At 64.6% G+C, this 19981-nt stretch carries 19 protein-coding genes; 6 read left to right on the top strand and 13 right to left on the bottom strand.

Annotated elements, in window-relative coordinates:
- Positions 1-74 precede the first annotated feature (74 nt).
- Positions 75-995 carry a LysR substrate-binding domain-containing protein gene (locus EJ068_RS24595; protein WP_129554912.1) on the top strand — a complete coding sequence of 307 codons (921 nt, stop codon included), beginning with the start codon at positions 75-77 and terminating at the stop codon, positions 993-995.
- 141 nt (positions 996-1136) lie between these two features.
- Here EJ068_RS24595 and der read toward each other — a convergent pair whose 3' ends face one another.
- Both der and EJ068_RS24585 read right to left on the bottom strand, forming a co-directional pair.
- The gene (gene der, locus EJ068_RS24590; RefSeq protein WP_129554911.1) at positions 1137-2564 is read right to left on the bottom strand and encodes a ribosome biogenesis GTPase Der; all 1428 of its coding nucleotides are present in this window, start codon (positions 2562-2564) and stop codon (positions 1137-1139) included.
- A 67-nt stretch (positions 2565-2631) separates the two neighbouring features.
- A complete protein-coding gene (locus tag EJ068_RS24585; protein WP_127253484.1) occupies positions 2632-3297 on the bottom strand; it encodes a tetratricopeptide repeat protein in 666 nt (221 codons plus the stop codon).
- Positions 3298-3499: 202 nt separating this feature from the next.
- Here EJ068_RS24585 and EJ068_RS24580 point away from each other — a divergent pair, with 202 nt between their 5' ends.
- A complete protein-coding gene (locus EJ068_RS24580) occupies positions 3500-4510 on the top strand; it encodes a polysaccharide deacetylase family protein (protein ID WP_127253485.1) in 1011 nt (336 codons plus the stop codon).
- Between the two features lie 118 nt (positions 4511-4628).
- Here EJ068_RS24580 and sbmA read toward each other — a convergent pair whose 3' ends face one another.
- The 3 genes from sbmA to EJ068_RS24560 form a co-directional block, all read right to left on the bottom strand.
- A complete protein-coding gene (sbmA, locus tag EJ068_RS24575; RefSeq protein ID WP_126078622.1) occupies positions 4629-5906 on the bottom strand; it encodes a peptide antibiotic transporter SbmA in 1278 nt (425 codons plus the stop codon).
- Between the two features lie 118 nt (positions 5907-6024).
- Positions 6025-7182, bottom strand: coding sequence for a YbfB/YjiJ family MFS transporter (locus tag EJ068_RS24570; RefSeq protein WP_245463216.1), 1158 nt, complete (start codon positions 7180-7182; stop codon positions 6025-6027).
- Between the two features lie 232 nt (positions 7183-7414).
- Positions 7415-7615 (bottom strand): hypothetical protein, encoded by a 201-nt coding sequence (locus tag EJ068_RS24560; RefSeq protein ID WP_126078623.1) that lies wholly within the window; start codon positions 7613-7615, stop codon positions 7415-7417.
- Positions 7616-7711: 96 nt separating this feature from the next.
- Between EJ068_RS24560 and EJ068_RS24555 the strand changes: the two genes are divergently transcribed.
- The 3 genes from EJ068_RS24555 to EJ068_RS24545 all read left to right on the top strand — a co-directional run bounded on the left by EJ068_RS24555 (position 7712) and on the right by EJ068_RS24545 (position 10394).
- The gene (locus tag EJ068_RS24555) at positions 7712-8626 is read left to right on the top strand and encodes a LysR substrate-binding domain-containing protein (protein ID WP_127253042.1); all 915 of its coding nucleotides are present in this window, start codon (positions 7712-7714) and stop codon (positions 8624-8626) included.
- Between the two features lie 125 nt (positions 8627-8751).
- Positions 8752-10008 (top strand): aminopeptidase, encoded by a 1257-nt coding sequence (locus EJ068_RS24550; protein ID WP_127253041.1) that lies wholly within the window; start codon positions 8752-8754, stop codon positions 10006-10008.
- A 23-nt stretch (positions 10009-10031) separates the two neighbouring features.
- Positions 10032-10394, top strand: a complete 363-nt coding sequence (locus EJ068_RS24545) for a DUF488 domain-containing protein (RefSeq protein ID WP_127253039.1) — start codon at positions 10032-10034, stop codon at positions 10392-10394.
- A gap of 245 nt (positions 10395-10639) precedes the next feature.
- On the opposite strand, the gene EJ068_RS24535 is transcribed toward EJ068_RS24545, so the two are convergent.
- Both EJ068_RS24535 and EJ068_RS24530 read right to left on the bottom strand, forming a co-directional pair.
- Positions 10640-10993 (bottom strand): ArsC family reductase, encoded by a 354-nt coding sequence (locus EJ068_RS24535; RefSeq protein ID WP_127253037.1) that lies wholly within the window; start codon positions 10991-10993, stop codon positions 10640-10642.
- Positions 10994-11190: 197 nt separating this feature from the next.
- Entirely contained in the window at positions 11191-11544 is a 354-nt protein-coding gene (locus EJ068_RS24530; RefSeq protein ID WP_126062289.1) for a SnoaL-like domain-containing protein, read from the bottom strand.
- A 229-nt stretch (positions 11545-11773) separates the two neighbouring features.
- On the opposite strand from EJ068_RS24530, the gene EJ068_RS24525 reads away from it, so the two are divergent.
- Complete coding sequence (locus EJ068_RS24525; protein WP_126083491.1) at positions 11774-12487, top strand: SOS response-associated peptidase; 714 nt, start codon at positions 11774-11776, stop codon at positions 12485-12487.
- A 471-nt stretch (positions 12488-12958) separates the two neighbouring features.
- Here the strand turns inward: EJ068_RS24525 and EJ068_RS24515 are convergent, their stop codons facing one another.
- The 6 genes from EJ068_RS24515 to EJ068_RS24490 are packed head-to-tail and all read right to left on the bottom strand — an operon-like array spanning position 12959 to position 19914.
- Entirely contained in the window at positions 12959-13936 is a 978-nt protein-coding gene (locus EJ068_RS24515) for a 2-dehydropantoate 2-reductase (protein WP_127253035.1), read from the bottom strand.
- Complete coding sequence (locus EJ068_RS24510; protein WP_127253033.1) at positions 13936-15465, bottom strand: acyl--CoA ligase; 1530 nt, start codon at positions 15463-15465, stop codon at positions 13936-13938. Before EJ068_RS24510 ends, EJ068_RS24515 begins: the two co-directional genes overlap by 1 nt.
- Positions 15466-15510: 45 nt before the next feature.
- The gene (gene ggt, locus EJ068_RS24505; RefSeq protein ID WP_127386106.1) at positions 15511-17097 is read right to left on the bottom strand and encodes a gamma-glutamyltransferase; all 1587 of its coding nucleotides are present in this window, start codon (positions 17095-17097) and stop codon (positions 15511-15513) included.
- Positions 17098-17117: 20 nt separating this feature from the next.
- A complete protein-coding gene (locus tag EJ068_RS24500; protein WP_127253320.1) occupies positions 17118-17918 on the bottom strand; it encodes an ABC transporter permease in 801 nt (266 codons plus the stop codon).
- On the bottom strand, positions 17915-18838 hold the full coding sequence (locus EJ068_RS24495; RefSeq protein ID WP_126078631.1) for an ABC transporter permease: 924 nt from the start codon (positions 18836-18838) through the stop codon (positions 17915-17917). The genes EJ068_RS24500 and EJ068_RS24495 overlap by 4 nt, the downstream gene beginning before the upstream one ends.
- Complete coding sequence (locus tag EJ068_RS24490) at positions 18835-19914, bottom strand: ABC transporter ATP-binding protein (protein WP_129554910.1); 1080 nt, start codon at positions 19912-19914, stop codon at positions 18835-18837. The genes EJ068_RS24495 and EJ068_RS24490 overlap by 4 nt, the downstream gene beginning before the upstream one ends.
- Between the last annotated feature and the right edge of the window lie 67 nt (positions 19915-19981).

Raw genomic sequence — 19981 nt, 5'->3', positions numbered from 1 at the left:
GGATGTAGCGCCATAGCTTCATCCATAAAATCAGGAAGTTTTTGATCGACACTCCTGAAAATCAGGACAATCTCATGCGCCGCGTCACGTTCGACCTCGATGTCCTCAGAACCTTCGTCACCGGCATGGAGCTGGGCAGCTTCGCCAAGGCGGCCGAACGGCTGGGACGCTCGACATCAGCGGCCAGCGCCCAATTGAAGAAGCTGGAAGAGCAGGCGGATACGCCGATCTTCCGCAAGGCGGGGCGCGGCCTGGCGCTGACCGAAGCCGGCGAAACCATGCTCGGCTATGCGCGGCGGCTGATCGAGCTCAACGACGAGGCGGCCTCCGCCATTCGCGACGTCGAGCTGGAAGGCTGGGTGCGGCTCGGCCTGCAGGAGGATTTCGGCGAGGCCGTGCTGCCCGACGTGCTTGGCCGCTTCGCCCGCGCCCATCCCAAGGTGCGCATCGAGGCGCGCATCGGACGCAGCCACGACCTCGTCGAACGCGTCCTGTCCGGCAATCTTGACATCGCGCTCGCCTGGCATGACGGCACCACCCTGCCCTACAGCCGCCACGTCGCCGATGTGCAGTCGCGCTGGATCGGCCCGGCAAAGCCGATCGAGGTCGGTCCGCGCAATGGCGAGCCGCTGCCGCTGGTGGTGTTCGAGGCGCCGTGCCTGTTGCGCACTGTCGCGACGGAAACGCTCGACCGCGCCGGCATGCCCTGGCGCATGGCATTCTCCAGCCCCAGTCTCGGCGGCATCTGGGCGGCGGTGGCGGCCGGCCTCGGCCTGACGATCCGAACCGATATCGGCCTGCCCGCCAATGTCAGGGCGATCGCGCCGGGCGTATTGGGGCTTCCCGCCCTGCCGATGATGGCGCTGCATCTACACCAGAAGGACGCCGAGCTCGACCCGGTCGCGGCGCGGCTGGCGGAGATTCTTTTGCAGGCGGCACTGGAGACATTGCCGGAGGGGGCGCGGGCGAAGGAGAACCTGATAAAGGTCGCCTAAGCTTTGAAACGCTGGCGGGGCGCGAAGGATCACAGCTTATCCGTTCTGCGTGGCCGTATCCTCAACAGGGTCTGCGCGCGTCGCTTCGCTCCTTGCTCCGCCCGTGGATGACGACTGGAGAGGCGTCGCCGCCCTAATGCCTCACCGCTTCTTCGCGCGGCCCGCGAAAGGATTGTCCGACGTCCGCAGCGCCATGCGGATCGGCACGCCGGGCATGTCGAAGGCTTCGCGCAGGCTGTTGGTGAGATAGCGGACATAGGATTGCGGCATCGCGTCGGGCCGCGAGCAGGAGACGACGAAGCCCGGCGGCCGGGTTTTTGCCTGGGTGACATATTTGATCTTCAGCCGGCGGCCGGCGACGGCGGGCGGCGGATGATGCGCCAGGATGCCTTCCAGCCAGCGGTTGAGCTTGCCCGTGGAGACGCGGCTGTTCCAGACCTTGTGCGTCTTGATGACGCTTTCCATAAGCTTGTCGAGGCCACGCCCGGTCTCGGCCGAGACCGGCGCCGCCTGGATTCCGCGCACCTGCGGCAAGAGCCGCTCGGTCTTTTCGCGCAGCTCGGCCAAAAGCTCCTGCGGGTTGTCGATCAGGTCCCATTTGTTGAAGGCGATCACCGGCGCCCTGCCCTCGCGGATGATGAGGTCGGCGATCTGCAGGTCCTGCTTCTCGAAGGGGATGGTGGCGTCGAGCACGATGATGACGATCTCGGCGAAGCGGATGGCGCGCAGCCCGTCCTGCACCGAGAGTTTTTCCAGCTTCTCCTGCACCTTGGACTTGCGCCGCATGCCGGCGGTGTCGAACAGCTTGATCCGGCGGCCGCGCCAATCCCAGTCGACCGAGATCGAATCGCGGGTGATGCCGGCTTCCGGGCCGGTGAGCAGCCGCTCCTCGCCGATCAGCGCATTGATCAGCGTCGACTTGCCGGCATTCGGGCGGCCGACGACTGCGATGCGCAGCGGCTTGGTGTCGTCATAGGCGGGCTCGGCATCCGGGTCGGCGATGTCCTCGCCGATCAACACCTCGCTGGCGGCGATCTCGTCGCTGTCGTCTTCCTCCTCGCCGAGCGCGCGCTCTTCGCCCAAGGCTTCGACCACCGCATCGCGCAGGTCGGGCATGCCCTGGCCGTGCTCGGCCGAGACCGGGATCGGCTCGCCGAGGCCGAGCTCCCAGGCCTCCAGCAGTCCTCCTTGAGCGCCGCGCGCCTCGGCCTTGTTGGCGACAAGAACCACCGGCTTGCCGGATTTGCGCACGACGTCGGCGAAGGTGCGGTCGTCCGGCATCAGGCCGGATTTGGCATCGACGGTGAAGAAGATGAGGTCGGCCTCGCGAATGGCGATCTCGGTCTGCTGGCGCATGCGGCCGGGCAGCGTCGAAGCGGCCGCATCCTCGAAACCGGCGGTGTCGATGACATCGAAATAAAGATCGTAGAGTTTCGCCGCATGGACGCGGCGGTCGCGCGTGACGCCCGGCGTGTCGTCGACAAGCGCCAGCTTCTTTCCGACCAGCCGATTGAAAAGAGTCGATTTGCCGACGTTAGGCCGGCCGATGATGGCGACTTTGAACGACATCCAGTCTACCGTTTATTTTGCATGTCGTTTGCCCCAAAACCGCTGCGCACTTTTGGGCGACATGCAATCACGACGCGTTGCCCGACCCGCGGATCAGCTCGGACATCAGCTGCGCCCGCTGGCGCACATTGCGCGGGGCAGCCTCGTCCGAAGAGATCTGGTCGAACAGTTTGAGCGCATCGGCCGACTTGCCGTCCTTCCAGGCGGCAAGGCCAAGCGCCTCGCGCGCCGAATGGCGCAGCGGATTGGTGTCGGCGGTGAGCGCCTCGACGCGGCTGGAGACATCGGCGAAGGAGCCGTAGTCGACGAGCAGCAGAGCTGCTCTCAGCCGCGCGATGTCGCGGATGCCGGCGGGGATGGCGTTGTCGGCGGCGACGTCATCGAAATCCTTGACCGCGCCGTCGACGTCGCCCTTGTCGGCCTTGACGGTCGCGGCGCGCATACGGGCGAGCAGCGGATAGGCGCCGTAGCCGTCCTTCTCCAGCTGGTCGAGAGCGGCGATCGCCTCGTCGTTCTTGCCGTCATTGGCGAGCTTGAGGGCCGCCGAGAAGGCGTCGCCCGAGCGGTTGGCGCGGCTCTCGTCCCAGTAGCGGTAGCCGACGACGGCGGCAGTGCCCAGCACGATCAGGATGGCAATGCCCAGAATGGCCGGGCCAAAACGATCCCACAGCGCCTGCGCCTGCTCGCGACGAATCTCTTCGTTGACTTCGCGGATAAAACTGTCGTCCGACATCCTTAAAAAACCATTATTGCCCCAAAGGGGGCGCTTCTTGAGCCCGCGTTTTAGCGAAAATTTGTCGGCATGGAAGGGGGCGGGCCGGAAAATCGGCTGAGAACGCCAGATGCCGCACGGGGCTTGCCGGATCGCATCGACGCCACATTTGCGCGATAGCCGGCTTCCGATCGGCCGGAAGGGTCCTGCCAGAAGGTTGCCAATGCTTTGTTCATACCGCGTCCTTGCATACAGTCTTGCTTCGCTCGCCTCAGCCAATGCCGCCTTCGCCGATCCGCCGAAACCGCCAGCCGTTTCGCCGGCCAGGCCCAAGCAGGTCGTGCTGATTTCTTTCGATGCCGCCCGCGAGATCTCGCAATGGCAGCGAAGCCGGGTGCTGGCAAAGCGCACCGGCGCGCGTTTCACCTATTTCCTGTCCTGCGTCTTCCTGCTCTCGCCGGACACGCGACAACAATATGCCGGCCCCGGCAAGGCCGCCGGCAAATCCAATGTCGGCTTCGGCGCCTCGAAACAGGACGTCGCGGATCGGCTTGAGCAGGTCAGGCTGGCGGCGGCCGAAGGCCATGACATCGGCAGCCACGCCTGCGGCCATTTCGACGGCAAGGACTGGAGCAAGGCAGACTGGCTGGCCGAATTCGCCTCCGTCCGGCGCATCTTCGAGAATGCCTATGCGATCAACGGCATCCCCGAACCGGCCGACTGGCGTGATTTCGCCCGTCATGCCGTGACCGGTTTCCGCGCGCCATATCTTTCGACCGACAAGGCGCTTTACGAAGCGCTGCCCGAGGCGGGTTTCCAATATGACGCGAGTGGCGTCTCGAAAGGCCCTGAACTGCCGCCGAGCCGCGACGGCACAATCCGTTTTGCCCTGCCCCTCGTTCCGGAGGGGCCGAAGGCGAAGCCGGTGGTCGCCATGGACTACAATCTCTATGTCCGCCATTCAGACGGCGCCGAGAAACCGGCGATGGCGGGCGAATTCACCGAGCGCGCCTATCAGGCCTTCCGCGCCGCCTTCGAGGCTGAGTACAACGGCAAGCGCCTGCCGCTGGAAATCGGCTTCCATTTCACGCTGATGAACAACGGCGCCTATTGGGACGCGCTGGAGCGGTTCTCCGAGGAGGTCTGCGTGAAAGCCGATGTCGAGTGCATCAGTTTTCGCGATTATGTCGCACGCCAGCGCGCCGGACGCGCGCAGGCGAGTGTGGGCGGCTGACTGGACCCAGCCGCGCCCTAACGCGCGGCGCGATCTTTCAGATTCGCTCCATGCGCTTTAGGTTTGATCTTACGCATGTCTCGATCCCGAAACCGGTTCCCACTTTCGGGAGGCTGCTTTAACTTACCGGCTGATCTTCGGGACGCATGCCAGCCTGCTCGCGTTCCAGATAATGCTGATCGATAACCGGCAGTTGTTCGCCTTGCAGCGTCGCCTCGAAGGCACGCAAACGTTTGTGCACAGACTGCAGCTCGACAATCGTCGACCAAGAATTCAACAGGAACTGCAGCGAGTTCGTCACCTTGCCGAACGCGTTCGAGATCTGATTCAGCGCGCCAAACGTGATCTTGTGCGCGACCAGCGAAGGCCCGAGGATCAGCAGCGAGAAGATGTTGTCGGCCTGCAGGTAGGTGTAACGAACTACGTTGAAATAGATGTAGTGGAAATAGAGCTTGAAATAATTGCGGCGGACGTTGTTGAACAATTGCGTCGTCGTCGCCGGCTGAGCCCGGTCGGGATGATCTTCGCCGTAGACAAGCTCCTTGCGATAAGCTGCCTCGACACGCTGGTTTCGAAACTGCAGGCCCGGGAGCTTAAGACCCGCCACCATGACGGAGATCGTTCCGAATAGACACCAGCCCAATGCCGCAACGACCAGTGGTTGAGGGACCGCGCCGATGATCGGCAATTCGGTGATGTGAGCCTGTAGCTGAATCAAGACCGGCAGAAAGGCGATCAGGGTCATGATCGACTGAACGAAGGTCGAGCCGAGATCTTCCATGATCTGCGAGAAACGCATCGTGTCTTCCTGGATACGCTGCGAGGCGCCCTCGATGTGGCGCAGCCGGCCCCAATTGGCCATGAAGTAATCGTTCATCGCGGTGCGCCAACGGAAGATCCAGTGGCTAACGATGAAGGCGTTGACCACCTGCACATTCATGCCGACCAGCGCCAGCCAGGAGAAATCGGCCAGCCCTTTGTAGAATTCTATGTTGGTCGAGGGAGTCGTTCCCGACATCAAGCCTTGGACGTAGTCGAAGAAGGGGCCATACCAATTATTGACCGCAACCGAGATCTGAACGTTAAAGTAGATGAAGAACAGGATGACGGCGGTCATCAGGATCGACCAGTTCTGCCACGGGTGCGGGGCGTACCAGCTCCAGAAGGCGTAGAAGACCGCCACGCAGGCCACAAAGTAGATATAGAACCACAGGAACGGCTTCGACCACAGCACCGCGATGCCGATAATGGGCGGCGTGCCGGCCGCTGCCGGCGGCAAGCCGAAGACGGCGCCCAGTTGCTCACCACCGAAGAACCAGAACAGGATCGCCGCAAGGCTCCAGAGGGCGGCCGAGGTGAAGAAGAGCTTCGGCTGCGGGAAGAAAGATACGAACACTGTGGCGGGTTTCCTCGGTCTGACCGCAAATCAGCGGCGTTGCTGTTCGGCATAAGGTCACACATTAGGGGGAAAGAAAATGCCCTGCCCGATGCCCGGCATCGAACAAGGCCGCAAATCATGGCGATTTTGGCGCGGCCGACCAGGCAATGACGCCGGAGAGCAACAGGGCAACCGCCGCCATGATAGAGGCAAGGGTATAATTGCCCGACGCCTGGGCGAGCAGACCGGCGGCGACCGGGCCGACGATCTGGCCAAGGCCGAAGGCCGCCGTCATCACTGCGAAGACGCGGCGTGGCGCCCGCGGCGCGAGCTGTCTGCCCATCTGTATCCCCAGCGCCGTGATGGCGATGAAGGTGCCGCCGAGCAGGACACCGGCGATCAGCGGCCCGGCGGCACCTTTGACGACCACGCTGGCGGTGACGCCGACCACCTCGATCAGGCAGATCGCAGCGTAAGCGGCGTAGATCCCGATGCGGGCGGCGAGCTTGTGCCAGAACCAGGTCGAGGGAAAGCCGGCAAGCCCGGCGACCATCCAGACGGTAGCCTCGAACACGCGGCCGCCGCCGCCCTGGCGAACGATGGCGACCAGGAAGGTGGCCGTCACCACATAGCCGAAGCCGAACAGCCCGTAGGCGACGATCATCTTCGCCAGCGACCGGTCTTTCGGCAGCGCCGGCTCACGCCCGTCAACGCCATTGGCCGGCGTGGCCGAGCCCGCAAGCAGCATGACGATCAGCAAGCCAACCGCCGAAAGCGCTCCGGACCAGAGCCAGCCCGCGGCCCAATCCGCGTGTTCGGAGACGAGGATCGCGAGCAGTGCGGAGGAGACGGCAATGCCGAGGCCGACACCGCCGAAATGCAGCGCCTGCAGATCGCCGCGTCCGGCTTCCGCCAGATGGCTGAAGACGATCGAGGCCATGAACACCATGACGAAGGCGCTGGCGAGGCCGGCGAGGAAGCGGAGAAGCAGGAAAGCGGCCATCGTCTCGTTGAGACCCATGAGCCCTGCGAGCACGGCACTGGCGGCCAGGCCGGCGAACATCAGCAGGCGCTCCTGGCCATGCGCCCAGCCGCCGGCCGCGGCCAAAGCGCCGATGAGATAGCCGAGATAGTTGGCGGCCGCGATCCAGCCGGCATCGGCCGGGGTCAGGTGCAGTCCCTCCATCATGCCCGGCAGGATCGGCGTGTAGACGAAGCGACCGATGCCCTGGGCGACGGCAAGCGCGACCATGCCGGCAAAGGCAAGACGCACGGGAGATGGCGAGGCGTTCATTGCGGCGCACAATAAGAATGTGCGCTCGCGAAACAATGCGCTTGCGTTGGGCCAGCGCGGGGACGCGCCCCAGGCGTAGACGTCCCCTCACCCAGCCTCCGCTTCGCTCGGGTGACCTCTCCCCGCTGGGGAGAGGAGATTGTCGACGCCGGCGCCAACTTCTTCTCCCCACCGGGGAGAAGGTGGCCGCGAAGCGGCCGGATGAGGGGGAGCGCCGCCGAAAGGCCAATAACTAGCGACAGCCCGCCCCTGCCGTCTCGTAGGCCGTCCGGCGGGCCGTCAGCCGGAACGGCATGTCGCCGAGTTCGCGCTCCGACATCGTGTCGAGCACCGGATGCGACAGCGGATCGGTGATCCAGCGGGCGATCTCGCCATCGTCGCGCGACCTCGCCTCGGTCCCGGCAAACCCTTTCAGCAAGGATAAAATCTTCATCGGACTACTCGTGGCTCAAGGCTATTCGTGTTAAATTCTGCGCTTTCCCGTCGGGATTCAATTGAGATTTCGATCGACGCCATTTAGAAAAACTGAATGGCTATGCTCAACCGCGTCCATCTCAACGGCCTGCGCGCCGTGGAAACCGTCGCCCGGCTGGGATCGCTGGCGGCAGCCGCCGCCGAGCTGAACGTCTCGGTCAGCGCCGTCAGCCAGCAGGTCAAGCGCACGGAAAAGCAGCTGGGACAGGCGCTGTTCGAACGCACGCCTGGCGGGCTGGTGCCGACCGAATTCGGCGCCGCCTTCACGGCGCGGCTCAGCACCGGCTTCCGCGAGCTCGCGCAAGCGGTGGCGCTGGCCGACGAGGCCAATGAATGCACGCTGGTCGTCTCGGTGGCGCCGGCCTTCGCCTCGAAATGGCTGCTGCCCCGGCTGTCGCGGCATTTCGCGCGGCATCCGAACGTGCTTTTGCGCATCGACGCCTCGGCCAAGGTCGCCGATCTCGACCGCTCCGACATCGATATCGCCATCCGGCTCGGTGACGGCAAATGGCCAGGCGACCGCGCCGAGCTTCTGCTTGCGCAGGAGGTGTTTCCGGTCTGCGCGCCCTCGATCGCGGCCAGGCTGCACTCGATCGGCGATCTGGCGCAGACCTGCGCCATCACCGACGAGCGGGCGATGTTCAGCTGGGACAGCTGGTTCGAGGCCGCCGGCGTCGAGCCGGTCACCTTCCAGAAGGGCGCGCGCTTCACCGATCCGATGCTTTGCCTGGAATCGGCGATCGCCGGTCACGGCGTGATGCTTGCCTGGCAGTTGCTGACCGCCGACGCGCTGGCCGACGGCCGACTGGTCGCGCCCTTCGGGATCAGGGCCGAGAGCGGGCTCGGCTACTGGCTGGTGACCTCGGCCACCAAGAGTGAAAGCCGCAAGGTGCGCGATTTCAAGGCCTGGATCCGCGAGGAGATCGAGGTGACGGTGGCGCAGTTTCGCGCGCTGGACAGCGTCGCATAATCGCTGCGCACTTTGAGACAACGCGGTCCGCCATGCTTGAGAGCAGGCCCAGTCGATCGCGGTGGAAAGGTCAATCGCAGCGGTCTATGTAAGGATAGAACCCCAACACAACGGCAGGCAGGATCATGACCACACATTCGCGCGGCGTTTCGGCAAGCATCGACCCGGTGAAGCTCGACAGGCTGGCCGAAGTCGCCATCAAGGTCGGGCTGCAGCTGCAGCCCGGTCAGGATCTGGTGCTGACTTCGTCGATCGCGGCGCTGCCGCTGACGCGACGCATTGTCGAGCATGCCTACAAGGCTGGCGCCGGACTGGTGACGCCGATCTTCAACGATGACGAGATCACGCTGGCGCGCTTCCGCTACGGCGCCGATGCCGGGTTCGACCGCGCCGCCGGCTGGCTCTATGAGGGCATGGCGAAGGCCTTCTCGAACAATGCCGCGCGGCTCGCGGTACGCGGCGAGGACCCGTCGCTGCTTTCTTCGCAGGATCCGGCCAAGGTCGCGCGCGCCAACAAGGCGAACTCGATGGCCTACCAGCCGGCGCTGGAGAAGATCACCGGCTTCGACATCAACTGGAACATCGTCGCCTATCCCGATCTCGCCTGGGCTCGCCAAGTGTTTCCGGGCGAGCCGGACGACGTCGCGGTGGTGAAGCTCGCCGACGCCATCTTCTCCGCCTCGCGGGTCGATGTCGAGGATCCGATCGGCAACTGGAAGGCGCATAACGCCGCGCTGGCCGAGCGCACGAAATGGCTGAACGAGCACAATTTCCATTCCCTGCATTTCACCGGGCCGGGCACGGATCTCACCGTCGGGCTGGCGGATGGCCATGAATGGATGGGCGGCGCCTCGACGGCGAAGAACGGCGTCACCTGCAATCCCAATATCCCGACCGAGGAGGTCTTCACCACGCCGCATGCCAGGCGCGTCGAGGGTCATGTCTCCTCGACCAAGCCGCTCTCCTACCAGGGCACGCTGATCGACGAGATCTCGGTGCGCTTCGAGGGCGGGCGGATCGTCGAGGCCAAGGCCTCTAAGGGCGAGGACGTGCTGAAGAAGGTGCTCGACACCGACGAGGGCGCGCGCCGCTTGGGCGAGGTAGCGCTGGTGCCGCATTCCTCGCCAATCTCGAAGAGCGGACTTCTGTTCTTCAACACGCTGTTCGACGAGAACGCCGCCTGCCACATCGCGCTCGGACAGTGCTATTCGAAATGCTTCGTCAACGGCGCCTCGCTCAGCCAGGACGAGATCGCCGCGCGCGGCGGCAACAAGAGCTTCATCCACATCGACTGGATGATCGGCTCCGACAAGATCGACATCGACGGGGTGGCCAAGGACGGCAACCGCGTGCCGGTGATGCGCAAGGGCGAGTGGGCATAACAGGTATCGCCTGCGGAGGTGTGATGGCCTTCGACGTCGCGGTGAAGCGCATTTACGAGGCGCCCGAGAAAGCGGACGGCCGGCGGGTGCTGGTCGACCGCATCTGGCCGCGCGGCATCGCCAAGAAAGACGCCGCGCTAACGCTCTGGCTGAAGGAGATCGCGCCGAGCGACGAGCTGCGCAAATGGTTCGGGCACGAGCCGGAGCGCTGGGCGGAGTTCCAGAAGCGGTATCGGGCGGAGCTCGACGCGAATGGCGAGGCGGTGGCGCAACTGCGTGGTCTGTTGCGCGGGGGCAAGGTGACGCTGCTCTATGGCGCGCATGACGAGGCGCACAACAACGCGGTGGCGCTGGCGGGGTATTTGGAAGCCCAAGCTAATTGTTGAGAGGTCGAGTTCCTTCGCCCCCCTCTCTGTCCTGCCGGACATCTCCCCCTCAAGGGGGAGATTGGCAGCTTTGGCGACGGCGCTCGTCCTGCAACGTCTGCGATTGGCAGCTTTGGCGAGGCGCTTGTCTTGCAACGCCTGCGATTAGCGAAAGCCGGCGTGACGGCTAATCTCCCCCCCCTTGAGGGGGAGATGTCCGGCAGGACAGAGAGGGGGGCGAAGGAACGCTGCCTAAGTAGTCGAGCCTACTTTCCGCCGACCGCCTCCTCATAAGCATCCGGCTTGAACCCCACCAAAATCCGTTCCCCCACCTCGAGCACCGGCCGCTTGATCATCGTCGGCTTGGCGAGCATCAGCTTCTTTGCCTTCTTCTCGTCCAGCCCGGCCTTGTCCTTCTCCGGCAGCTCGCGAAACGTGGTGCTGCCCATGTTGAGCAGCTTTTCCCAGCCGACTTTGCCGACCCAGCCGTTCAGTCTGTCAGCCTCGATCCCCTCTGCCCGGTAGTCGTGGAAACGATAGGGCACGCCATGGCTTTCCAGCCAGACGCGCGCCTTTCTGATCGTGTCGCAGGTGGTGATGCCATACATGGTGATGGTCAAGGCGGGCCTCTGTCGGATGGAGGTTTCGAATCCGACAAAACCCTAGGCCGGCCCTGCAAGCTTTGCCAGCGCTTTGCGGTGGCCCGCATTTTGATGGTTTCGGCCACTGGGACAAAACGGCCGACCAACTTGCGTAGACGATTTGAAGCTTGCCTGGGCAGCGGCCGGAGCCCGGCCGCCGCGTGCAATATCCGGCCTCAGTAGTAGAACCGCTCTTCGCTGATCTTGCCGTTCTTGACCGTGTAGAGGCCGACCTCATCCATCTTGACGCGTTCGCCTGTGGATTTGGGCGTCACGTCGAAGCTGAAGCGCAAGGCGAACTGGTCGCCATTGACATAGGGACCCTCGACCGAACCGCCGTGAACCTCGTGATTGGCTTCCCACCATTCACTCTTCTGCTTGACGGCTTCCTTGCCGTTGCAGACGGCCATCGGCCCTTCCATGGCTTCGTAGCTGACGATGTCGTCGGCATTGTATTTCGCGGCGGCGCTGTGGCTGTCGCCCTGTTTGAGGAGCTCGGTGAAATCCTTGGCAATTTCCGCAGTGGTCATGATTTCCTCCCGGGTTTGGACCAGACATCAAGTAGGAACCGATCGTTCGCCTGCCAGCGGTGCGTCGCTCGGCAGGTGACAATTCGTGTCAGGATCACGATGCCGTGCCAAGAGGTCAACGATTCAGCGTTGGAGAGTTCGAGATGCAGGCATGTTCGACGGACCAGTAGAGGTCCGTCGGCCATTTTTTGTTTCTGGATTACGAGCGATCGCTGGGGCATCCTATGGCATGTGCAACCTCTACAACATCACCACAAGCCAGGACGCCATCCGCGAGTGGACCCGCGCCATGCGGGACATCATGGGCAACCTTGAGCCCTCGCTGGACGTCTATCCCAACATGCCCGGCGCAGTGGTTCGCAATGCCCCCGATGGCCAGCGTGAGCTTGCCAAGCTGCTCTGGGGCATGCCAACGCCGGCAGAGCGGGTGAAGGGCAAGGCGGACTACGGGACCACCAACATCCGCAATCCGCAGTACGCCCATTGGCAGCAATACGTTGGCGTGGAGAACCGCTGTGTGGTGCCCGTTACAAGCTTCGCGGAGCCCAGCCCCACGCCCAACGACAAGGACCCTGAGACGGGCATACAGCGGAACTACTGGTTTGCGCGAAGCGGGGACCGTCCGCTGTTTTTCTTCGCTGGCATGTGGACGCGCTGGCAGGGGGTCCGCAGGGTCAAGGACGGGGCTGGAGACTTCGAGCTTTACGGCTTCCTTACGACCAAGCCGAACGCCCTCATAGCGCCCATCCACGATAAGGCCATGCCGGTGATCCTGACTACGCGCGAGGAGGTGGACATGTGGCTAACCGCGCCGTGGTCCGAAGCGCGGCACATGCAGCGGACAGCCCCCGACGATGCCTTGGTGATCGTCGAGAAGCCGGCCACACAAATCAAGTTCCCAAATGCCGGGGATGCGGCGGGTGGCCAAATGTCATTACTTTGACCCGGCTCTGACCCGGCGAGGAGATGATCTATCAATCTTTTTCGTCTCGCCAGATCACCCGCCGCACCATACGCACCCCCACAAGGCGCCTCACGCGTATCTTCACGCCCTGGACGGCGCTGGGCAGCAAAATGTCCACGTCGAACTCCCGCCGCTTGCAGCGCTCGCACCGCATGTGCCGCTCGACGTCCCAGAACGGAATGTCCCCCATGAGCTTGAGGAGATCTCCGGGGAGGTAGTGATGGGTGATGTTGCAGTTGATGCACCGGACGCGGATTAACTGCCCGATTTCATGGGCACGGCTTAGCGTCTGAACGACGCGTCGGGATCTGCTGCTCGGCTCCGGCATGCCCTACGAAATAGGAAAGTGTTCCTCGCGGAGTCAATTCAAGCAAAACCCTTTTGTTCTATTTTTGTTCATTGTGGCAGTTAGAGCTATCGGAGTGACGGAGCTTCAGGACCGGCGTTCCTCTAATAACACCCGCGCTCGATCGCCAGCCGCCGCACCAGAGCCAGCACGCTGTCGATGGTGGGCGTCGGCTGGCCGGTCAGGCGGCCGAGTTCCTGCACCGCCGTGACCAGCGCGTCGATCTCCATCGGGCGGCCGCGCTCGAGGTCCTGCAGCATCGAGGTCTTGTGCTCGCCGACATCGCCGGCGCCCTTGATGCGACGGTCGACGGAGACGGGAAAGCGCACGCCGATGCGCTCGCCGATCGCCTGCGCCTCCAGCATCAAGGCGCGGGCGACCGCACGCGTGCCTTCGTCGGCGACGATGGCCGCCAGCGTGCTGCCGGTCAGCGCCGAGATCGGGTTGAAGGAGAGATTGCCCCAGAGCTTCACCCAGATCTCAGAGCGGATGTCCTCGCGCACCGGGGCCTGCAGCCCGGCCTTGACCATTTCGCGCGCCAAGGCGGTGGCCCGCTCGCTCTTCTCGCCCGACGGCTCGCCCAGCGAGAAGCGCGTGCCCTCGACATGGCGGATCAGGCCGGGCGCGTCGACCTCGACGGCCGGATAGACGACGGAGCCGATGACGCGCTCGGGCCTGATGCGCTGCCAGATCTCGCCACCGGGATCGACAGCGCCGAGCCGCGTGCCCTCCAGCGCGCCGCCCGCCTTGTGGAAATACCACCAGGGGACGCCGTTCTGCATGGTGACGACGGCGGTGCCCTTGCCCAGCAACGGTGCTATCCGGTCAAGGGCCGGCGCCAGCGAATGCGCCTTCAGCGCCAGCACGACATAATCCTGCACGCCAAGTTCTTCCGCACGGGAGGCAGCCCTCACCCGCGCGACTGTCTCGTTGCCGTCCTCGATCAGGCGAAGGCCATCGGCCTTGATCGCCTCCAGATGCGCGCCGCGCGCCACGATCGACAGATCGACTTGACCGGCGATCGCGAGCTTCGCGGCAAGATAGCCGCCGATGGCGCCGGCGCCGAAGACAGTGATGCGCATCAGCCGAGCCCGAGCTTTGCCGCGAGGCCGATGCGCTGCAGCTTGCCGGTGGCGCCCTTCGGAATCTCGTCGAGGATCACCACCTTGCGCGGCACCTTGAAATCGGCGAGCCGGGTCGCGGCGAAACCGCGAATGTCGGCCTCGCTGGCGCTCTGGCCCTCGCGCAGCACGACGGCGGACGCCACCTCTTCGCCCAGCTTGTCATGCGGCATGGCGAAGGTGACCACCTGCGCCACCGCCGGATGGTCCATCAGCACGTCGTCGACCTCGAGCGGCGAGATCTTCTCGCCGCCGCGATTGATGATCTCCTTCAGCCGGCCGGTGACGCGCAGGTAGTTGTCCTCGTCGAGCACGCCCTGGTCGCCGGTGTGGAACCAGCCATGGGCGAAGGCGCTGGCATTGGCGTCCGGGTTCTTCTCGTAGCCGGCGGTGACATTCGGGCCGCGAATGACGATCTCGCCGATCTCGCCGGGTTTGAGCAATCGCCCATCCGGCGCCATGACGGCGACTTCCGGTCCGGCCGACGCGCCGACGCTGCCGGGCTTGCGCAGGCCGGGCGGCAAGCGGTTGGACGCCATCTGATGCGCGGCCTCGGTCATGCCGTAGGATTCGATCACCGGGCAGCCGAAGGTCGCTTCGAGTTCGGCCATCACTTGCGCCGGAAGCGAAGCCGACGACGAGCGGATGAAGCGCAGCTTCGCCTCGGCAAGCTGCTCCGGATTGCGCGCGGCGCGCGGCAGGATCGCCTGATGCATGGTGGGCACCGCCGTGTACCAGCTTGGCCTCGCTTCGCTGAGCCACTGGAAGAACCGCAGCGCGTTGAAACCCGGCGTGCAGAAGACACTGCCGCCGGCGGCGAGCGAGGAAAGCACCGCGGCGATCAGGCCATGGATGTGAAACAGCGGCATGATGTTGAGGCAGCGGTCGGCCGGCGTCAGGCCGAGCGTGGCGCCGATATGCGCGGCCGACGCCGCAAGGTTGGCGTGGCTGAGCGGCACGAGTTTCGGGCGCGAGGTGGTGCCGGAGGTGTGGAGCAGAAGCGCAACGTCGCCGTCCTCGGCCGATCCTGAGGAAACCGGTGGCCCGACCGGAGCGCCCTCGATCGTGAAGATACCGGCGGGCGAGCCTTCAGGCACGACCAAACGCAGCACCGGGGTGCCGAGGCGCGCGGCGACCTCGACCGAGGGACCTGCCTCATCCTTGCCGACGAGGATCGCCTTGACGCCGATGTCGGTCAGGTAGAAATCGAGCTCGTCGGCCCGGTAGGCCGGATTGAGCGGCGCGGTGGACGCGGCCGCCGCCACAGCGATGAAGGCCGTCGCCATTTCCGGGCCGTTCGGCAGCACGATGGCGACGCGGTCGCCACGGCCGATGCCCAGCGCGTTGAGCCGCGCCACCGTATCGCGGATCAGCTTGCGCAATCCGCCATGCGAGAGGGCCGTCCGTTCGGGCGCGGCGATGGCCGGCGCGTCATCGGCGCCGGAGGCAAGACGATGGGCGAGATCGGTGGCGTTTTCGCTGTTTGTCATGGTTCCAGACTATGTTTCGAACGATCGGCCGATGTCCAGCGCTGCTCAATATCCGAGCGCCAGGCCGTCCTTGCGCGGATCGGACGCGCCGGTCAGCGTGCCCTTTTCCCAGTCGATCAGCACCGCCTGTCCGCCGCCCAGCGGGTGATCGGGCTCCACGACACGATGACCACGCCGGCGCAGGCCTTCAACGGCATCGGGATGCACGCTGCGCTCGGCCTCGACGACGTCGTGGTTGTAGAAGACGCGGGCCGCGTCGATCGCCTGCTGCGGGTCCATGCCGAAGTCGATCATGTTGGTCACGAGATGCACATGGCCGAAAGGCTGGTAGCCGCCGCCCATGACGCCGAACGGCATCATAGCGCGGCCGTTCCTCGTCATCATACCCGGCATGATCGTGTGCATCGGCCGCTTGCCTGGCGCTATCGCGTTCGGGTGCTTCGGATCGAGGCGGAAGCTGGAACCACGGTTCTGCAACACGACGCCGGTCTTCGGGCCGACGACGCCGCTGCCGAAGGAATAATAGGTCGAGTTGATGAAGCTGACCGCGTTGCGGTCGCGGTCGACGACGCTGATATAGACCGTGTCGCTGCCGGGAAGATCGAGACGCGGCAGATGGGTCATGGCGCGCTCGGAATCGATCGCGGCGCGCAAGCTGTCGGCATAGGCGCCGGAAAGTAGCGCCTGGACCGGCACATCGACATGATCCTGGTCGGCGAAAAACGCATCGCGATCCTGATAGGCCAGGCGCCCCGCCTCGATCTCAAGATGCAGACGCTCGGCACCCTCGGGATCGAGCTTGCCGAGGTCGAAGCCCGAAAGCACGTTCAGCATCAGAAGCGCGGTCAGGCCCTGGTTGTTGGGCGGCATCTGGTGGATGTCGTGACCGCGATAGGAGGTGCTGACCGGGGTGCGGTAATCGCCCTTGGTCGCGGCGAAGTCTTCCAGCGTATGCAGGCCGCCAAGCGCACGAAGGCGTCCGACCAGATCGTCCGCGACAGCGCCTTGATAGAAACCGGTGCGGCCCTTTTTCGCGATGATGCGCAACGTCTCCGCCAGCTCCGGCTGGCGATGGATGTCCCCCGCCTTCGGGGGCCTGCCGCCGGGCAGGAAGATGCGCGTCGCCACCTCGTCGGCCGACAGGTCGGTCTCGGGATCTTCCCAGTCGAAGGCGACACGGTCGTGCACGACATAGCCTTCTTCCGCATAGTGAATGGCCGGAGCGAGCGCATCGGCCAAACCCCGGCGGCCGTGGTCCTCCAGCAGCCGGCACCAGGCATCGACGGCGCCTGGAACGGTGACCGCGTGCGGACCGTGCAGCGGCAGTTCGCTGAAGCCCTTGTCCCGATACCAGTCGACGGTCGCGGCGGCGGGTGCGCGGCCAGAGCCGTTGAAGGCGATCACCTCGCCCTGCCCCTTCGGGCAATAGAGCACAAAGCAGTCGCCGCCGATGCCCGTCGATTGCGGCTCGACCACCGCCTGGACCGCGGCCGCGCAGACGGCGGCGTCCATGGCATTGCCGCCGGCGCGCAGCATGTCGATCGCGGCAAGGGTGGCAAGCGGATGCGAGGTCGCGGCCATCGCCTCGGTGGCGCGGACCGGCGAGCGGCCGGGAAACTGGAAGTCACGCATGCTGGTTCTGGTATCCTATATCAACGTCCGCGGCCGAAAAGCTGGGCGGCGGACAACAAGACGATCGATAGCACGATCAGGCAAGTCGAAATGGCGGCGATCGTCGGATCGATCTGGTCGCGCAGCGCATTGAACATGCGCCGCGTCAGCGTCGTGGTCTCGCCGCCCGAGATGAACAACGATACCACCACCTCGTCGAAGGAGGTGATGAAGGCAAACAGCGCGCCCGAGACGATCGAGAATCTTATTTGCGGCATCGTCACCTGGAAGAAGGCGGAGAAGCGGCCGGCGCCGAGGCTGCGCGCCACCATCTCCTGGTTCATGTCGTAGGAGCGCAGCCCCGAAAGCACGGTCAGCACGACCAGCGGCAGCGCCTGCACCGTATGCGCGATGACGAGGCCGGTCAGCGTATTGTTGAGGCCGATGCGGGCATAGAGGAAGAACGTGCCGATGCCGATCAGGATGACCGGGATGATCAGCGATGCCGTGAGCAGCACGTTGATCAAGCCGGTCATCCTGAGCGTGCGGGCGTTGATGGCGTAGGCCGCCGCGGTGCCGAGCAGCGTCGCGACGATCGCCGTCATCACCGCTACCTTGACCGATACGACGGTGGCGTCGCGCCATTCGAGGGAACCGAAATAGCTTTCGTACCAGCGCAGCGACCATTCCTGCGGCGGGAACTCCAAGAGCGAGGAGCCGGAGAAGGACATGATGACGATGATCACCGACGGGGCGATCAGGAACAGCATGACGAGGCCGCCGAGCGCGTAGAGCCAGAGGCGTTGCCGATGCGAGATCGGCAGGGCGTTTTCCATGCTCATCGCCTGCTCCAGACCCCGGTCGCGCGGGTGCCGAGCAGCCAGTGGAAAAGGCCGAGCAGCGCCAGCGTGACGGCGAGCAGCACGACGCCAAGTGCTGCGCCCGCGCCCCAGTTGGAATAGAGGCTGGTGGTCTGCTCCATGCGCATCGCCCACATGATCACCTTGCCGCCGCCCATCAGCGCCGGCGTGACGAAGAAGCCGAGGCAGAGCACGAAGACGATGACCAGGCCCGAAGCCAGGCCCGGCAGCGACAGCGGAAAGAAGATCTGCCGGAAGGTGGCGGCGGGGCTCGCGCCGAGATTCATGCCGGCGCGCAGGCAGTCGACGTCGATCGTCTTCATCGAGGCATAGAGCGGCAGCACCAGGAAGGGCAGCATGATGTGGGTCATGCCGATGATGACGCCGGCGAAATTGTTGGCGAGCGGCAGCGGCTGGGAGATGATTCCGAGATCGATCAGCCACGTGTTGACCAGTCCCTTGCGCTGCAGGATGACCAGCCAGGCATAGGTGCGCACCAGCACCGAGGTCCAGAACGGCAGGATGACGAAGATCAGGCAGATGGAGGCGGCGCGACGCGGCAGCTGCGAGAGCATGTAGGCCAAGGGATAGCCGAGCAGCACGCAGGCGCCGGTGACGGTGAAGGCCACCTTGAAGGTGGTGACGAAGGTCTTGATGTAGGATGCCTGCTCGAAGAAGCGCGCGTAATTGGCGGCGCTGAGCTGACCGCTCTCATCGAACAGCGAAAGCCAGAACAGCCAGCCGATCGGCACGATGATGACGGCGAAGACCAGGAAGAGCCCGGGCGACAGCAGCGCGAGCATGCCATGCGCTTCCCATCGCGCGTCGGCGTTGAGCGCATCGGCATTGAGCGCCCCATCGCGTCGGGAGGCATGACCGAGACTGGCGGATGCGAGGCTCATTGGTCGGCCACCAGCACGACGTCCTGGGCATCGATACCGAGCGTGATCGGCTCGCCCGGCGCCGGCAGTTTCGCCAGCACATCGGAGCGGCAATAGTCGCGCAGAGTCACCTGCCGGCCGTCCTTGAGCGTGGCGTAGCAGACGAAGCTGTCGCCCTGGTAGATGACGTCGCCGACGGTTGCTAGCAGCAGGTTGACGCCGGTCTCGCCGACGTCGGCAACCAGGCGCAGCTTTTCCGGCCGCACCACCATCAGATGCCGACCAGTGGATGGCGCCGCATCGTTCATCCGTAACTTCCTGTCCTCGTACCAGACGCTGCCATTGCGGCTCTCGACGGGAATGAAGCTGGACTCGCCGATGAAGCCGGCGACGAACTTCGTCCGCGGCCTGGCGTAAAGAACTTCCGGCTGGTCGATCTGTTCGATGCGCCCGGCATCCATGACGGCGATGCGGTCCGACATGGTGATCGCCTCACGCTGGTCGTGCGTGACGTAGACGGTCGTCATGCCCAACCTTCGATGCAGGTTGCGCAATTCGATCTGCATGTGCTCGCGCAGGCTCTTGTCGAGCGCCGACAGCGGTTCGTCCATCAAGACGATGCGCGGTTCGAAGACGATGGCGCGGGCCAGGGCCACACGTTGCCGTTGGCCGCCGGAGAGCTGGTCGACACGGCGCTCGCGGAGGCCCTTCAGTTGCACCAGGTCCAGCGCCCTCTCGACGCGTTCAGCTGTTTCCGCGGCCGACACGCGGCGCTGCTTGAGTGGAAAGGCGATGTTGTGGAAGACGTTCATATGCGGGAACAGCGCATAGTTCTGGAACACCATGCCGATGTTGCGCTTGTGCGGCGGCATGGTTATGATCTCCTCGCCTCCGACCTTGATCGAGCCGGCATTGGCCCGCACGAAGCCGGCCAGGATCATCAGCAAGGTCGTCTTTCCCGAGCCGGACGGCCCGAGCAGCGTCAGGAATTCGCCCGCCGCGACATCGAGGCTGAGATCGCTGAGGATGGAGACCGCGCCGAAGCGCTTCTCAATCCCGCTTATGCCGATGGGCAGCGCGGACTGCGCGAGAGACAACAGCATCTCCTTCAACTCCGGATCATTTTTGCGAAACGATGCGGAGCGGCGCCGCAAGGACGCCACT

It is taken from the genome of Mesorhizobium sp. M2A.F.Ca.ET.043.02.1.1, from assembly GCF_003952405.1.
Taxonomy (GTDB): Bacteria; Pseudomonadota; Alphaproteobacteria; order Rhizobiales; family Rhizobiaceae; genus Mesorhizobium.
The sequence above is the reverse complement of the archived record's forward strand: the minus strand, read 5'-3'. Positions and strand labels throughout refer to the sequence as shown.

What these genes read in the sequence shown, in the direction of transcription:
- EJ068_RS24595 (WP_129554912.1), top strand. Translation starts at nt 75, where the DNA reads ATGCGCCGCGTCACGTTCGACCTCGATGTCCTCAGAACCTTCGTCACC.
- der (WP_129554911.1), bottom strand. Translation starts at nt 2,564, where the DNA reads ATGTCGTTCAAAGTCGCCATCATCGGCCGGCCTAACGTCGGCAAATCG.
- EJ068_RS24585 (WP_127253484.1), bottom strand. Translation starts at nt 3,297, where the DNA reads ATGTCGGACGACAGTTTTATCCGCGAAGTCAACGAAGAGATTCGTCGC.
- EJ068_RS24580 (WP_127253485.1), top strand. Translation starts at nt 3,500, where the DNA reads ATGCTTTGTTCATACCGCGTCCTTGCATACAGTCTTGCTTCGCTCGCC.
- EJ068_RS24570 (WP_245463216.1), bottom strand. Translation starts at nt 7,182, where the DNA reads ATGAACGCCTCGCCATCTCCCGTGCGTCTTGCCTTTGCCGGCATGGTC.
- EJ068_RS24560 (WP_126078623.1), bottom strand. Translation starts at nt 7,615, where the DNA reads ATGAAGATTTTATCCTTGCTGAAAGGGTTTGCCGGGACCGAGGCGAGG.
- EJ068_RS24555 (WP_127253042.1), top strand. Translation starts at nt 7,712, where the DNA reads ATGGCTATGCTCAACCGCGTCCATCTCAACGGCCTGCGCGCCGTGGAA.
- EJ068_RS24550 (WP_127253041.1), top strand. Translation starts at nt 8,752, where the DNA reads ATGACCACACATTCGCGCGGCGTTTCGGCAAGCATCGACCCGGTGAAG.
- EJ068_RS24545 (WP_127253039.1), top strand. Translation starts at nt 10,032, where the DNA reads ATGGCCTTCGACGTCGCGGTGAAGCGCATTTACGAGGCGCCCGAGAAA.
- EJ068_RS24530 (WP_126062289.1), bottom strand. Translation starts at nt 11,544, where the DNA reads ATGACCACTGCGGAAATTGCCAAGGATTTCACCGAGCTCCTCAAACAG.
- EJ068_RS24525 (WP_126083491.1), top strand. Translation starts at nt 11,774, where the DNA reads ATGTGCAACCTCTACAACATCACCACAAGCCAGGACGCCATCCGCGAG.
- EJ068_RS24515 (WP_127253035.1), bottom strand. Translation starts at nt 13,936, where the DNA reads ATGCGCATCACTGTCTTCGGCGCCGGCGCCATCGGCGGCTATCTTGCC.
- EJ068_RS24510 (WP_127253033.1), bottom strand. Translation starts at nt 15,465, where the DNA reads ATGACAAACAGCGAAAACGCCACCGATCTCGCCCATCGTCTTGCCTCC.
- ggt (WP_127386106.1), bottom strand. Translation starts at nt 17,097, where the DNA reads ATGCGTGACTTCCAGTTTCCCGGCCGCTCGCCGGTCCGCGCCACCGAG.
- EJ068_RS24500 (WP_127253320.1), bottom strand. Translation starts at nt 17,918, where the DNA reads ATGAGCATGGAAAACGCCCTGCCGATCTCGCATCGGCAACGCCTCTGG.
- EJ068_RS24495 (WP_126078631.1), bottom strand. Translation starts at nt 18,838, where the DNA reads ATGAGCCTCGCATCCGCCAGTCTCGGTCATGCCTCCCGACGCGATGGG.